The 14,835-nt window shown below is 33.0% G+C and carries 12 protein-coding genes and 2 tRNA genes; 1 reads left to right on the plus strand and 13 read right to left on the minus strand.

The window, feature by feature from the left end; translation table 11 throughout:
* The 13 genes from MARIT_RS12155 to MARIT_RS12215 all read right to left on the minus strand — a co-directional run bounded on the left by MARIT_RS12155 (position 1) and on the right by MARIT_RS12215 (position 13,542).
* Positions 1–2,421: an SLBB domain-containing protein gene (locus MARIT_RS12155; RefSeq protein ID WP_100211654.1), complete on the minus strand. Its 2,421-nt coding sequence runs from the start codon at positions 2,419–2,421 to the stop codon at positions 1–3.
* A gap of 4 nt (positions 2,422–2,425) precedes the next feature.
* Positions 2,426–3,742: a UDP-glucose dehydrogenase family protein gene (locus MARIT_RS12160; protein ID WP_024740436.1), complete on the minus strand. Its 1,317-nt coding sequence runs from the start codon at positions 3,740–3,742 to the stop codon at positions 2,426–2,428.
* Entirely contained in the window at positions 3,739–4,674 is a 936-nt protein-coding gene (locus MARIT_RS12165) for a Gfo/Idh/MocA family protein (RefSeq protein WP_024740437.1), read from the minus strand. The genes MARIT_RS12160 and MARIT_RS12165 overlap by 4 nt, the downstream gene beginning before the upstream one ends.
* Positions 4,674–5,960 (minus strand): nucleotide sugar dehydrogenase, encoded by a 1,287-nt coding sequence (locus tag MARIT_RS12170; RefSeq protein WP_024740438.1) that lies wholly within the window; start codon positions 5,958–5,960, stop codon positions 4,674–4,676. Before MARIT_RS12170 ends, MARIT_RS12165 begins: the two co-directional genes overlap by 1 nt.
* 123 nt (positions 5,961–6,083) lie before the next feature.
* Positions 6,084–6,158: transfer RNA gene (locus MARIT_RS12175), tRNA-Val, on the minus strand.
* Between the two features lie 29 nt (positions 6,159–6,187).
* Positions 6,188–6,262 (minus strand) — tRNA-Val (locus tag MARIT_RS12180).
* Positions 6,263–6,332: 70 nt separating this feature from the next.
* Positions 6,333–7,550, minus strand: a complete 1,218-nt coding sequence (locus MARIT_RS12185) for a bifunctional folylpolyglutamate synthase/dihydrofolate synthase (RefSeq protein ID WP_100211655.1) — start codon at positions 7,548–7,550, stop codon at positions 6,333–6,335.
* A 25-nt stretch (positions 7,551–7,575) separates the two neighbouring features.
* Complete coding sequence (locus MARIT_RS12190) at positions 7,576–8,406, minus strand: energy transducer TonB (protein WP_100211656.1); 831 nt, start codon at positions 8,404–8,406, stop codon at positions 7,576–7,578.
* Positions 8,407–8,444: 38 nt separating this feature from the next.
* On the minus strand, positions 8,445–8,837 hold the full coding sequence (locus tag MARIT_RS12195) for an ExbD/TolR family protein (RefSeq protein ID WP_024740441.1): 393 nt from the start codon (positions 8,835–8,837) through the stop codon (positions 8,445–8,447).
* Entirely contained in the window at positions 8,837–9,517 is a 681-nt protein-coding gene (locus MARIT_RS12200; RefSeq protein ID WP_024740442.1) for a MotA/TolQ/ExbB proton channel family protein, read from the minus strand. Before MARIT_RS12200 ends, MARIT_RS12195 begins: the two co-directional genes overlap by 1 nt.
* Positions 9,518–9,640: 123 nt before the next feature.
* The gene (gene nhaD, locus MARIT_RS12205; protein ID WP_024740443.1) at positions 9,641–11,038 is read right to left on the minus strand and encodes a sodium:proton antiporter NhaD; all 1,398 of its coding nucleotides are present in this window, start codon (positions 11,036–11,038) and stop codon (positions 9,641–9,643) included.
* Between the two features lie 19 nt (positions 11,039–11,057).
* Complete coding sequence (locus MARIT_RS12210; RefSeq protein ID WP_024740444.1) at positions 11,058–12,290, minus strand: Glu/Leu/Phe/Val dehydrogenase dimerization domain-containing protein; 1,233 nt, start codon at positions 12,288–12,290, stop codon at positions 11,058–11,060.
* Positions 12,291–12,468: 178 nt separating this feature from the next.
* Positions 12,469–13,542, minus strand: a complete 1,074-nt coding sequence (locus MARIT_RS12215; protein WP_024740445.1) for an anhydro-N-acetylmuramic acid kinase — start codon at positions 13,540–13,542, stop codon at positions 12,469–12,471.
* 119 nt (positions 13,543–13,661) lie between these two features.
* Between MARIT_RS12215 and MARIT_RS12220 the strand changes: the two genes are divergently transcribed.
* A complete protein-coding gene (locus MARIT_RS12220; RefSeq protein WP_100211657.1) occupies positions 13,662–14,804 on the plus strand; it encodes an acyl-CoA dehydrogenase in 1,143 nt (380 codons plus the stop codon).
* Positions 14,805–14,835 lie beyond the last annotated feature (31 nt).

A 14,835-nucleotide genomic window follows, 5' to 3' on the forward strand; every position in this document is an offset into this window, starting at 1 on the left:
CTACTTATCTGTTAAACTCTTAACTAACACTCCTAAAGTCGCCAAACCAGTAGTGATCCCTATAACTTCTTGTGGCGTTATTTTTCTAGTGCTTTCAGTTTTTTTTGGAATTAAAATTACGGAACCCGGTTTTATATCAGGATATGATTTAAAAAAAAGAAAGCTTTTCGTCGTTTTTATATCTCCGTTAGGATAAATCACATATGCTCTACTTTTCTTAGCTTTTGGAGAAAAACCTCCTGAATTTTCTATATAATGTTCAAAAGACCTTCCTTTTTCATACCGAACTAATGATGGAGACAAAACTTCTCCCTCTACCTTTACTGTTTGTCTTTCCGAAGGTATAAAAAGCTCATCTCCTTCCTCCAATATTAAATCAAACTTAGAATTCTGACTTCCTTTTTCTAATATTTTTTTCAAATCTATACCTATTTTAAATACCTTTTTTACATCATTTTGAATAACGCTTAAAGTATCTTTTTTTGCAAAATCAGAAATTACCTTTGCTTGCTTTTTGTCTTCTAACGTATTATTTTTTCTAGTTAAAAATGCTCCTTCAATATAAGCATATTTAGTAAGCCCTCCTGCTTGTTTTATCAAATCTGAGATCTTTTCATTTTTTCCTCTTAAAGAATATTCACCTTCAAAGTTAATCTCTCCTTTAATAAAAACTGTTTTCTGTTTTGTATATCCTTTTAAATAACGAACAGTAACAATATCAAAAGGTTTTAATACAAAATTATTACTAGCACTTCCTTCTAAATTATTATTCGCTTTAAGATTAAAATTCTCGCTTATGGTTTCAAAACTGCCATCTTTTAATCTTCTAGAAACATCAATAACATTTGAATCTGCTCCATCTTTTAACCCTCCCGCAAGAACTATCAAATCTTCTATTTGCATTCCCTTCATAAAATCGAATTTATTCGCTTTATTTACGGCTCCATTGATTGTTATAAATTCTTTTTCTTTTAATTCTCCTTTTTTGAAAACATAAATACTATCGTTTTCTTTTAAAAATAAATCTTCATTTTTATCTCTCAATGAAAAAGAAATAGTTTCTTTATTCGCTTCATCATACGTCCTCACTATAATCCCCCTATCTAAAAAAGCATCTCTTGTTACCCCTTCTGCTTTCTTTAATAAAACGTCTAAAGATAAATCCTGTTTATATTCATAGTTACCTGGCTGAAATACAGCACCCGCTATAACTATTCTATTCGAGAACTCATCTATAATTTCATTAATTCTTATAAAGTCTCCATCTTTTAAACTTTCGGTAGATATTTTTCTTGATGGTATCTCTACTATCTCTTTTTGCTTGCCATTTACTCTTTCTACAACGATATTATCCTTGTAAGCATTTGAAGCAAAACCACCACAATACATTAATAAATCTGAAACTTTTTCAGTTCCTTTAATTTCATACAGACCTGGTCTCTTCACTGCTCCTTCAATTGTTACAAGATTATCATAAGGACTAACTATAATAACATCTTGATCTTGGACTGTTATATTCCCAATTGATTCTCCATTAATTATATAATTATAAAAATCAAAACTAGCTATATTTTTACCCTCTCTAAAAAGTTTAATATTTCTAAGAGTTCCGCTTTTAGTAGGACCTCCAGCCGCATATAATGAATTTAGAACTGTTGAAAAAGCGCTTAATGAATACGACCCTGGAACTTTTACCTCTCCAACAATACTAACTTGTACATTTCTTATTTCTTTAATAGATACCGATATATTCACTTTATTGTAACTACTAGATGAAGCTCCTAACCCTGAATAAATTCTTTTTAAATAATTTTTCACCTTAGTTTTAGCAGCTTTAATCGGTAAACCTGCTAAGTAAATATAACCAACTCCTTCTATACTTATAGCCCCTTGTTTACTTACCTTACTTTCATAATTAGCTTCAGCGGCGCCCCATAAATCAATCGAAATGACATCTCCTGGTCCAATAATATAACTCTCAGGAGTTGCTATATTTAAATTTGGCGTAAATGAGATATTAGGATTATTAAAAAAGTCATATCCAAAAAGTTTCTCTTTCTTTTCTTCTTTTTCTCCTCCCATTAATCCAAAATGCAAATCCTCCTCATCAACATCTGAATTCTTTTTTTTATTACTCTCTCTCTCCTTCTTTGAACTATCAACTCCTAAGTTATTAATTCTAGTCTTTAATTTTTGAGCTTCTAATTCAGGCATTCCTTTAGTTTTAGCAATTGTTATCGCTTGTTCTAACGTATAGCCTTCTTTTTCAATTTTTTCTTTATAGTTTATTAATTGCTTATTTGACAGCTGATCAACTTTAATCTGGCTTAAATCTCCTTGAATATTTTGAGCTTCAATCAAGTTAATACATAAACTGAATAACACAAAAGCTAATAAAACATTTATTTTTCTTAATATCATTTTTTTATTTTCCTATTGAATAATACTCTATATTTTTATTATGTAAATTATTGACATCATATTGATTTCTCGCGTCAAAGATAGTATTATTATTCATTAATTGCTTCATTTTCTCAAAGTCTGGAGAACGGAATTCCTTCCATTCTGTTAATAATAGCAGGGCATCTGCTTTTTCCAATACTTCATATTTATCCACCCCATAAAAAACATCTAGAGTTGCAAAATATTTGTTTTTTGCCTGTTCTATAGCTTTGGGATCATATACTTTTACTCTCCCCCCTCTTTTGATCAATTCTTCAACTACATAAACAGATGGAGCTTCTCTCATATCATCTGTTTCTGGTTTAAAAGCTAATCCCCAAATAGCAAAAGTTATCCCTGACAAATCTTCTCCAAACTTTTTTAAGACCTTGTTCAGAAAAAGCCTCTTCTGAGCTTTATTAACCTTATCTACAGAAGATATTAGCTCTGGAATATATCCATTCTCTCTCCCTAAATGAATAAGAGCAGAAATATCTTTTGGAAAACAAGTACCTCCATACCCTATTCCTGGATAAATAAAATCATATCCTATTCTTTTATCTGACCCAATACCTACACGTACATTATTAATGTCTGCACCAACTCGCTCGCAAATATTAGCCATTTCGTTTATAAATGAAATTTTTGTAGCCAGCATTGCATTTGCAGCATATTTTGTCATTTCCGCAGAAGCTATATCCATAGTTATAAAACGGTCATGAGTTCTAAAGAAAGGGCTATATAATTGCTTCATCTTTGAAAAGACCTCTTGATTTTCTGCTCCAATAACAACCCTATCTGGTTTCATAAAATCATTGATAGCTGCTCCTTCTTTCAAAAACTCTGGGTTTGAAACTACATGAAAATCTATATTTTCACTTCTCTCTTCTAATTCGCTCTTAATAATTTCTTTTATCTTGATTGTTGTTCCTACTGGCACGGTAGATTTCGAAACGATAATCTTACGCTTTCCAATTGTCTTTCCTATAACCTTGGCAACCTCAAAAACACTTGAAAGGTCAGCTCTTCCGTCTTCTTTCATTGGTGTTCCTACCGCTATAAAAATAATCGACGCTTCCTGAATTGCTTTCTGAATATCTATCGAAAAAAAAAGATTTTTTGACAAATTATTGTCTATTAACTCTTTCAATCCTGGTTCATAAATAGGAACTATTCCTTTACTTAACCCTTCTATTTTCTTCTTGTCAATATCTACGCAAACAACTTCATTCCCCATTTCTGAAAAACAAACCCCAGTTACCAAGCCCACATATCCAGTACCTATAACCGCTATTTTCATTTTATTAAATGGTGTTTTTCTCCCAACTTTACTAATTCTTTATTTCTAATATCATGAACTATTTCAATAGATTGCTTAGCATCTAACAAACCAAAACCGCTTCCTCTTAGTATTTCTTTATAACTTTCTGTGTGCAATTCAGTAAAACCTCCACTAAACTCAATTTCTTCATTATCTACGGTTATCGAACGATAAGTTCTTTGCCCTTTTTCTCTTATTTCCTTAGGCAAAGATTTCTCATTTATAGACAAAAACCAACGCACTCTTGCTTTTGAAAACTCTAAATACCCCGCTGCTTTATCCTTTTCTCTAACATGCACAACATTCTCATGAACCTCACCGAACACCCAAGAAAGCATATCATAAAAGTGAACTCCAATATTCGTTGCTATGCCTCCTGATTTACTTTCATCCCCTTTCCACGAAACGTCATACCAATTTCCTCTCGATGTTATATAAGTCAAATCCACATCGTACTTCCCATTTTTATTTTCCGTTTCTACTTTTTCCTTTAAGGCAATAATACTCGGATGCAATCGTAATTGGAGAATTGTATTTATTTTGCTTCCTGTTTCTTTTTCTATAGCCTCTAAAGCATCAACATTCCATGGGTTTAGTACCAAAGGTTTTTCACAAATAGCATCTGCATTTCTTCTTAGTGCCATACGAATATGTGAATCATGCAAATAATTTGGAGTGCAAATACTTACATAATCTAACTGAATATTTTGTTGGCGTTTCAACTTTTCTATATGTCTATCAAATCGTTCAAATTCAACAAAAAAGTCAGCATTAGGAAAATAACTATCCATAATACCAACACTATCAAATTTATCTAGAGCTGCTATTAAATTATTATTAGTATCTTTAATCGCTCTCAAATGACGTGGAGCTATATATCCTGCTGCTCCTATCAAGGCAAAGTTTTTCATTACAATGTCTTATTTACTTGTTCTTTAGATAAAAAGCCTTTTACATCATAAACCACCGCGTTGCTTTTTTTTAATCTTAATAAATCTATATTCTTAAATTCATGGTGAGAAACTGCTAAAACTATAGCATCGTATTTTTTACCATAAAGCTTCTCTTCTGCCTGAATCCCATACTCTTCTAGCACTTCTTCTTTTCTTACCCAAGGATCATAAATAGCAACCTTTATGCCATAACTTTCTAATGCTCTATAAACATCCACAACTTTCGTATTTCTTATATCTGGACAATTCTCTTTAAAAGTAATCCCCAAAATTAAAATTTCAGCATTTTTAACCTTTACATCCTCTGCTATCATTAATTTTACAACTTCTGCTCCTACGTGCTCTCCCATACTATCATTCAAACGCCTTCCTGATAAAATTATTTCTGGATAATAACCAAATTGTTGTGCTTTTTGAGCTAAATAAAAAGGATCTACACCTATGCAATGCCCTCCTACCAAACCAGGTTTAAAAGGTAAAAAATTCCATTTTGTAGAAGCTGCTTCAAGCACTTCGCTTGTATCTATTCTCATCAAATTGAAAATTTTAGCCAATTCATTTACAAAGGCTATATTAATATCTCTCTGACAGTTTTCTATTATTTTGGAAGCTTCAGCTACTTTTATAGAAGATGCTAAATGAGTTCCTGCTTTAATTACAGAAGCATATAAATCATTTACTTTCTCTCCTGTTTCCTTTGTTGAGCCCGAAGTTACTTTTAATATATTTTCTACAGTTCTTATCTTATCACCAGGACTTATTCTTTCTGGAGAATATCCTACATAAAAATCTTTATTGAATATTAGACCTGACTCACTCTCCAAAACAGGAATACAATCTTCTTCAGTAGCTCCCGGATAAACCGTTGACTCATATATAACAATATCTCCTTTATTTAAAACACTGCCAATCGTTTTACTAGCATGTAATAACGGGTCCAAAATAGGTTGATTGTTCTTATCCACAGACGTTGGAACAGTAACAATATAATAGTTACATTCTTTTAAATGATCTACATTCGAAGTTATATACAATCCTTTATTTTCAAAGGTGCTATCTTCTACTAAAACAGTTTTCAATAAATTATCATCAACCTCCAAGGTAACATCTACCCCTTCTTTCAATTCAGACACCCTTCTTTCACAAATATCAAAACCTACAACAGCATATTTTTCTGCAAAAAGTCTAGCTAAAGGCAATCCTACATAACCTAACCCTATTATTGCAATTTTTGATACATCCATCTTTTTTAATCTTTACTATTTTTATACACGTAAATACAAGTCTGCAAAAATACATAAAAAAAAGCTCTAGCAAAACGTTCTTAAACGCAAAAAAGTCCTCATCAAAATGATGAGGACTTTTCGTGGGCGCGAAGGGATTCGAACCCCTGACCCCTTGGGTGTAAACCAAGTGCTCTGAACCAACTGAGCTACGCGCCCTAGACAATTAACATTAAAGGTTTTATTTGTGGGCGCGAAGGGATTCGAACCCCTGACCCCTTGGGTGTAAACCAAGTGCTCTGAACCAACTGAGCTACGCGCCCTTTAATTGCTAATTGCGGGTGCAAATATATAACAGTTTTAGAGATAAACAATAAAAAAAATCATTTTTTTTTATAAAATTTCTGAAACTACAAATGTGCTACCTCCTATATAAACTAAATCTGTACACTTAGCCTCCTTTAAAGCTTCACTATATGCTTGATTTACAGAATCAAAAACACTTCCTTCCAAACCTACCTTATTTGCCTCCTCTTTTATTTTTTTTTCTGGCATTCCTCTTGGAATATTTGGTTTGCAAAAATAATAAATCGCTTCTTTAGGAAACATTGGTAGTACTTCTTCTATTTTCTTATCAGAAACAACCCCCAATACAATATGAAGTCTATCATAGCTTTCAGCTTTTAACTGTTCTAACACATAATTCAATCCCTCTTTATTATGAGCGGTATCACAAATTACTTTAGGACTATCTTTTAAAATTTGCCAGCGCCCCTTTAGCTTTGTATTTTTAACAACATTAATCAAACCCCTTCTCATTTCATCTTCAGAAACCTTAAAACTTCCTTTTTTTAAAACTTTGATAGCTTCAATTGCCGTTTTTACATTATGCTTCTGGTAATTCCCAAGTAAATCAGTTTCTAATTTTTGGTTTTCTTGGTCAGAAGCAAAAAATATTTTTGCTTCTTCCTTATTAGCCTTCTCTAAAAAAACCTTCTTTACCTCTTCCTGTTTCTCTCCTATCACAACAGGAACTCTTTTTTTTATGATACCTGCTTTTTCTAAAGCTATTTCAGGCAACGTGTCTCCTAAAAATTGGGTATGATCTAATCCTATGTTCGTAATAACAGAAACTTCAGGTATTATAATATTTGTAGAATCTAGTCTTCCTCCTAACCCCACTTCTATGACAGCAATATCTACTTTTTTCCTCGAAAACTCTTGAAATGCCATACCTACTGTCATCTCAAAGAAAGACACTCCTTGGTTTTCTAAAAAATGTTTATGCTTTTTAACAAACTCTACAACAGCTTCTTCAGAAATTTCTAGACCGTTAATCTTTATCCTCTCTGTAAAACTCTTTAAATGCGGCGAAGTATATAACCCTACTTTATACCCAGCCTCTTGTAAAACAGAGGCTATCATATGGCTTGTTGACCCTTTTCCGTTCGTTCCTCCAACATGAACAGACTTAAAACTTTTCTCAGGAAAATTCAACTCTTTTGTCAACGCCTTTATATTTGTTAAATCTTTTTTAAACGCTTTTTCCCCTTGGCGCTGATACATAGGTAGGCGAGAAAACATCCAATCTACAGTTTCCTTATAAGTCATTTTTCTTTTTTTTGGATTTTCAATCTTATTTAGACAAAGAGAAGTTATATATAATTGTTCCTTTTTGCTTTTGAGGCGCTTCCCCATCTGCATTCCATTTTGTTCTTAACGCAGCTTCTTTAGCAGGTCTTAGCAAACACGGATGAGTATTCGTTGATCCCTTAACACCAGGAACGGCTTTAATCACTTTTCCATCTTTATTCACTTCGATACTGACAACAACCCTTCCTTCTTGCTCACAATTAGGCTTTTCAATAGGCTTAGACAATGCTTTTCTTCCAGCTAAGTTATAATTCCCTCCCGATCCTTTACCTCCATTCCCGTAATATTTACTAGAACTAGGATCTCCGTTTTTATCTCCTTTTACTCCTAGCTCCTTATCATCTCCCTCGCCTTTTAGTTCACCCTTTTTAGAATTTCCTTTCAACAGACTATTCAACGCATCTGTAGTTGCTTTAGACGGCTTTGGTTTTTCTTTTTTTATAGCATTCTTTTTATCAATTACATTAGATATCTCCTTTATTTTTTTCTCCTTTTTAATTTCTTTTTTTTCCACAATAGAGACCTCCTTAAAACTCTCTTTCGTAATTATTTCTTCTACTGACTCTTTAGAAACCTCTTCTACTTTCTCTTCTTTGTTTTCTTCTACCTCCTCTGCCTTAGGTATTTGCTTAGTTTTTTCTATAGGTGCTCCACTACCTACATTAGAACTCCCAAAATTAATAGCAACTCCATACTCCTCTGGAGGATCCAGATATTTCATCCCATAATTAAACACTCCAAACAACAACAATATCAAAATTAATATTGTTAATATTGCAGACTTACGTTTATGTTCTGTATTTAACACTTTCATCAACTCGTTTTTTCAATACACTACTTCTACAAATCTTTCTATTTACCTTTTACTGCTAAAATCATTTTCAACTTATTTCTATTAGCTATATCAATAATTCTCATCACATTTTTATAAGGAACATTCTGATCTCCCCTAATAACAACTGTTTTCTTTTGGTCTCCTCCTACTGCTTTAAGTAACTCTATTTCTAATTTATTTGACTGAACCTTTCGTTTATCTATATAAAAGGATGAGTTTTTAGTAACCGTAACTGCTACTGAGGTGTTATTCTCTGTTTTTCCACCTGCTTTGGGTAATAAAACATCTATTGCACTAACAGTTACTAACGTTGAAGTCAACATAAAAAATATCAATAATAAAAAAACGATATCCGTCATTGATGACATATTAAAACTAGGATCTACTTTATTTCTTCCTTTTAAATTCATTACACAGGCTCATTTAATAAATCTAAGAATTCTACTGACTTTGCTTCCATTTGATAAACCACCTTATCGGTTTTTACTACCAAATGATTATACGTTATATAAGCCACAATACCTACTATTAGTCCTGCAACTGTAGTTGTCATCGCCGTATATAAGCCATCTGACAACATTTTAATATCTATTTGACCTCCTGAGTTAGCTATTTCATGAATAGCTACAATCATACCTATTACAGTTCCTAAAAAACCTATCATTGGAGCTGCTCCTGCTATTGTTGCGAGTACAGATACATTTCTTTCTAATTTATACACCTCCAATTTTCCTGCATTTTCAATAGCTGTATTAATATCTTCCAAAGGCTTCCCTATTCTTGAAATCCCTTTAGCTATCAAACGCGCTGTTGGTATTGGCGTATTATCACATAAATCTTTAGCACTTTCCAGATTCCCGTTAGAAATATAATCTTTTATCTGATTCATAAAATTCTCATCTACTTTCGACGCTGCTTTTATTGCAAAAAAGCGCTCAAAATATACATATAGCGCTACTGCTAGCAAAACAAACAGCAATGCTATAATAATTTGACCACCTAAACCGCCATCCATAATCAGGTTATAGATAGACAATGTTTTTTCTTCTGATACTACTTCTTGTAATTCTTCTTGAAAAAATGGAGACATAAACGTATTTATTTTATTATTGTTACTTAAAACGAAAGTAGTATTTAAAAATTGTTTGCAAAAAAAATCCTGAGAAAACTTCTCAGGATTTTAATATATTATTATAATAAGCCTAATCTCTTACTAAACAAAAGACCTTATCGCCATAAAAGCTATTGCTCCTACTATAAAACCAACAAAGGCCAACCATGAAATTTTCTTAAAATACCAAAAGAAATCTATTTTTTCCATCCCCATCGCTACAACTCCTGCCGCTGAGCCTATAATTAACATAGAGCCTCCTGTTCCTGCTGAAAAAGCAATAAAGTGCCATAATGGATTGTCTAAATTTTCAGAGAACATTCCCAAAGAAGCTGCTACTAAAGGAACGTTATCAATTACTGCTGAACCAATACCTAATAATAAAACTACTAAATCAGACACCCTAGTTCCATTTAGCTCTGTTCCTATTAGTGGTATATTTTCTTTTAAACTATCTGCAAATCCAAATAAAATTCCTAACGACTCTAATGCCGCTACTGCCATCAAAATTCCTAAGAAGAATAAAATACTTGGTAATTCTATTTTAGACAAAGAATGATGTACAGGGCTATGATGCGCATGCGCATCTGACTCGTGACTATTTACTTCTGTTAAAGAAAATTTAGATCTACTATAAATCTCTGCAAAAGTAGCTACTACTGCCAACGAAAGCATCATTCCTACATAAGGAGGTAAGTGAGTTATTGTTTTAAAGAAAGGTACAAATACAATTGCCCCCAACCCTAAATACAGCATTCTTGCACTATGCGGACCTGGTTTTACATCATTAGCTTTTTCATCTACTTGAATATCCCCCTGAAAAGCAGGTAAAAATGAAGCTATAAAAGAAGGCACTACCATACACAACAAAGAAGGTATTAACAAATAAATTGCTAACATTGGAGTTGTTACTTTTTTACCTATCCATAACATTGTTGTTGTTACGTCTCCTATTGGAGACCAAGCTCCTCCTGCATTGGCCGCTATAATAATTAACCCAGCAAACCAGATTCTATCCTCCCTACTTTTAACTATTTTTTGCAAAATAGAAATCAATACAATAGTAGCTGTTAGATTATCTATTATAGCTGATAAAATAAAAGCCAGAATAGAAAATATCCATAAAATCTTCTTCTTACTTCTGGTTTTTACGAAAGTTTTAATTGTTGAAAACCCATTGAAATAATCAATAATTTCAACAATAGTCATTGCTCCTAAAAGGAAAACTAATATTTCAGCTGTTTTCCCTAAATGATGCAATAAAGTTTCTTCAACCATGTGCATTTTCCCTTCATGATTCAGAGAAGTGTACCCTTCTGTTAGCAAACTATGCTTTCCAGAATCAAACCACTGTGAAAAGTTATCTGCACCTAAAGCAACCAATGCCCAGCAAATAGCCATCATTATTAACGCGGGGATTAATTTATCTAATTTTAAATTGTGCTCTAGAGTAATGGCTAAATACCCCATTACAAATACTAAAATAATAGCTGATTCCATAATTATATTACTTACTTGTTTATATCAATTCTTTTAATGCTATTTCAAATGCTGTTGAACAAATTTTTGTTTTAGAAGCACTTCTTGCAAATGTTCTTTGTAACGCCTTTTTAATAACGTTGGAAGTGTCATCGAATATGGCTTTATCTTCCATTGGCAAGCTTACTTTTGCTTCCATTAGATAAGCAAAAACTCGTGCAATACCACAATTCGAAATAAAATCAGGTAATAAACTTAAATGATTGTCTGTGTATTCCATAATTGGTCCAAAGAAAATCTCTTTATCTGCAAAAGGTACATTTGCTCCAGGAGAAATAACCTCCAATCCTGTATCAATCATTTGTTGTACTTGATCTTGAGAAACCAATCTTGAAGCTGCCGCTGGTATGAAGATCTCTGCTGGCAGACTCCATATTTTTTGATTGATTTCATCAAAGGAGATCATATTATCAGCAACTAATTTATTTCCATCTTTTGACAAAAAGAGTTTTCTCATTTCCTCCATAGAAAACCCTTCTTCATTAATAACTCCTCCGTCTCTATCAATAATACCTACTACCTTGGCTCCTAACTGAGTTAAATAATATGCAGCAGCCGATCCTACATTTCCAAAACCTTGTACGATAGCTCTTTTTCCAGAAATATTACCTCCATAAATGTTATAGTAATGTTTCACTGCTTCTGCTACCCCATACCCTGTTAACATATCTGCTACCGTATATTTATTAGATAAATCTGGTGAATATGCTTCGTCTTCAATTACCTTAATTACTCCTTGACGTAACTGACCTATTCTATTTATTTTATCTGCTTCCGTTGGTTTAAAATGCCCATTAAAAATCCCTTCTTGAGGATGCCACACTCCACAACCTTCTGTGATAGGAATCACATCTTTATCCGCATCCACATTCAAATCTCCTCCTGTACCGTAATAATGCTTTAACAAAGGGGTTACTGCTTTATACCAACGTTCTAAAACGCCTCTTTTCCTCGGATCATTAGGATCGAAATTTATACCTGATTTCGCCCCTCCAATGGCAGGTCCAGAAACGGTAAACTTCACTTCCATTGTTTTTGCCAAAGACAGAACTTCGTTCTTATTCAACCCTTTACGCATTCTTGTTCCTCCTCCTGCTGCTCCTCCACGAAGTGAATTTATAACAGTCCATCCTTCTGCGTCTGTTTCTTGATCTTTCCAGTGAAAAACAATTTCTGGCTCTTTCTCTTCGTATCTCTTTAGTAATTCTTTCATTTTATATCTTTACTATGCATTCAACTTTCATGTTTTTTTCGATAGCCTCAATTTTTTCTCAAATAATACCCCGTGTCGGGGTGCTAAAGTTGTTCCATTTTTAAGATTTTTTATCATAAGAAAAGACCGAAATCTTTATTATCACAAACTTACTCTAAAAAAATGATTGCCCAAATTTTTAACTTAAAATCCTATTTGGATAAAAAATAACACCAGAAGAATGATCTTTAATAGCTCCTGTAACTGATCTTAAACAATTCACTTGGTTATCAAGACGCAATAGTCCTAAAAAAGCAAATATCAATGCCTCTTTATAGTTAATAAGTTTTTTTTGAGGAATTACTACTCTTTCTTTTGAATAAAATTCTATTCTTTCTATCAAAAAACTATTAAAAACGCCTCCTCCCGTCACTAAAACAGTATCATTTTTATGAGCAATCTTTCCTATCTGCTGCCCTATATGCTCTACAAATGTTCTTAAAATGGCTGGTATATTTTCTTCTAAGCGATCTATCATCGGAAAAACATTTGTTTGTACCCACTCCAACCCTAATGATTTTGGGGCTTCTTTCTTATAATAAGTTAATGAATTTAGCTGCTGTAACAACTTTTTATTAATTTTCCCTGATCTAGCTATCATTCCTTTATCATCATAAGCCAAGCCTAAACGTCTGGTATAATGATTCAAAACAATATTTACAGGACAAATATCAAATGCTACTCGTTTTTCTTCTTTTTTATATGAAATATTAGCAAATCCTCCTAAATTCATACAGTAATCGTAATTGAAAAACAACAGTTCATCTCCTATTGGCACTAAAGGAGCTCCTTGCCCACCTAACTGAACATCCTGCGTTCTAAAATCGCAAATCACTTTTTTTTGGGTGATATTCGCTATTTTCTGCCCATCTCCAATTTGCAGGGTTTTCTTTTTTTCTGGCTGATGAAGTATCGTATGCCCATGAGATGCTATAAAATCAATATAAATAATTTTCTTTTTACAAATAAAATCAGCAATAACAGCTCCTAAGAGCCCTCCATAAGCCAGATTTAGATAGTCTAATTTTTCTTTTGAATAAAAAATTGCGTTCCTCAAATCACTTTCCCATCTCTTTGTATATGGAATCGTTTCTGCTTCTATAATTTCAAAATAAGCAGTATCCTTTTTATCAAATCGAGCATAAACCAAGTCAATACCATCCAAAGAGGTTCCCGACATTACTCCTATCGTATAAGTAAACTCTCGTTTCACACCTTATTCTCTCTATTTTACTATTTTAATTCTTATCTCTTCTCTCTTCCTTATTGTAAAATTAACATTAAAAAAGTATCTTTGAGCACTATTTTTACGAATTTAACAAAAATAAAATAATGGATTTTAGCCTTACAGAAGAACATATGATGATTCGTGATGCTGCACGAGATTTTGCACAAAACGAGTTATTACCAGGTGTTATTGAAAGAGATAATAAGCAAGAGTTTCCTGATGAATTAGTTAAGAAAATGGGAGAGCTTGGTTTTTTAGGTATCATGGTAGATCCTAAATATGGAGGAAGCGGAATGGATACTTTTTCTTATGTATTAATCATGGAAGAGCTTTCTAAAATTGACGCTTCTGCCTCTGTTATGGTATCTGTTAACAACTCACTAGTATGCTATGGTTTAGAAGCTTATGGTACTGAAGCACAAAAACAAAAGTACTTAACAAAATTAGCCACCGGTGAGCATATTGGAGCTTTTTGTTTAAGCGAACCTGAGGCTGGCTCTGATGCTACCTCACAAGCAACTACTGCTGAAGACAAAGGCGATTACTATTTGCTAAATGGTACTAAGAATTGGATTACTAATGGTGGACGTGCTGATACTTATTTAGTAATTGCCCAAACTGACCGTAGTAAAGGGCATAGAGGAATCAACGCGTTTATTGTTGAAAAAGAGATGGAAGGATTCCATATTGGACCTAAAGAAGATAAACTAGGAATTCGTGGATCAGACACACATACACTACAATTTAACGATGTAAAGGTGCCTAAAGAAAATAGAATTGGTGAAGATGGGTTTGGATTCAAATTTGCTATGAAAACTCTTTCTGGAGGACGTATAGGAATTGCATCTCAAGCATTAGGTATCGCTTCTGGAGCTTATGAGTTAGCTTTAAAATACTCTAAAGAGCGTAAAGCTTTTGGCACAGAAATTTCCAATCATCAAGCCATTGCATTCAAATTAGCTGATATGTACACCGAAATAGAAGCTGCTAGGCATTTAGTTATGAAAGCTGCTTGGGATAAGGATCAAGGTAATAACTATGATACTTCAGGTGCAATGGCTAAATTATATGCCTCTAAAGTAGCTATGGAACAAACCGTTGAAGCTGTTCAAATTCATGGTGGTAATGGTTTTGTAAAAGAGTATCACGTAGAACGTTTAATGCGCGATGCTAAAATTACTCAAATTTATGAAGGAACCTCTGAAATTCAAAAAATTGTAATTTCAAGAAGTTTAATTAGAGGGTAGAAATCTCTAACGAAACTTAAAATACACTCCA

It is taken from the genome of Tenacibaculum maritimum NCIMB 2154, from assembly GCF_900119795.1.
GTDB lineage: Bacteria > Bacteroidota > Bacteroidia > Flavobacteriales > Flavobacteriaceae > Polaribacter > Polaribacter maritimus.

Coding starts and splice junctions, on each gene's coding strand:
- MARIT_RS12165 (WP_024740437.1), bottom strand. CDS start 4,674: ATGAAAAACTTTGCCTTGATAGGAGCAGCAGGATATATAGCTCCACGT.
- MARIT_RS12185 (WP_100211655.1), bottom strand. CDS start 7,550: ATGACTTATAAGGAAACTGTAGATTGGATGTTTTCTCGCCTACCTATG.
- MARIT_RS12220 (WP_100211657.1), top strand. CDS start 13,662: ATGGATTTTAGCCTTACAGAAGAACATATGATGATTCGTGATGCTGCA.
- MARIT_RS12190 (WP_100211656.1), bottom strand. CDS start 8,406: ATGAAAGTGTTAAATACAGAACATAAACGTAAGTCTGCAATATTAACA.
- MARIT_RS12155 (WP_100211654.1), bottom strand. CDS start 2,421: ATGATATTAAGAAAAATAAATGTTTTATTAGCTTTTGTGTTATTCAGT.
- MARIT_RS12170 (WP_024740438.1), bottom strand. CDS start 5,960: ATGGATGTATCAAAAATTGCAATAATAGGGTTAGGTTATGTAGGATTG.
- MARIT_RS12160 (WP_024740436.1), bottom strand. CDS start 3,742: ATGAAAATAGCGGTTATAGGTACTGGATATGTGGGCTTGGTAACTGGG.
- nhaD (WP_024740443.1), bottom strand. CDS start 11,038: ATGGAATCAGCTATTATTTTAGTATTTGTAATGGGGTATTTAGCCATT.
- MARIT_RS12200 (WP_024740442.1), bottom strand. CDS start 9,517: ATGTCTCCATTTTTTCAAGAAGAATTACAAGAAGTAGTATCAGAAGAA.
- MARIT_RS12210 (WP_024740444.1), bottom strand. CDS start 12,290: ATGAAAGAATTACTAAAGAGATACGAAGAGAAAGAGCCAGAAATTGTT.
- MARIT_RS12195 (WP_024740441.1), bottom strand. CDS start 8,837: ATGAATTTAAAAGGAAGAAATAAAGTAGATCCTAGTTTTAATATGTCA.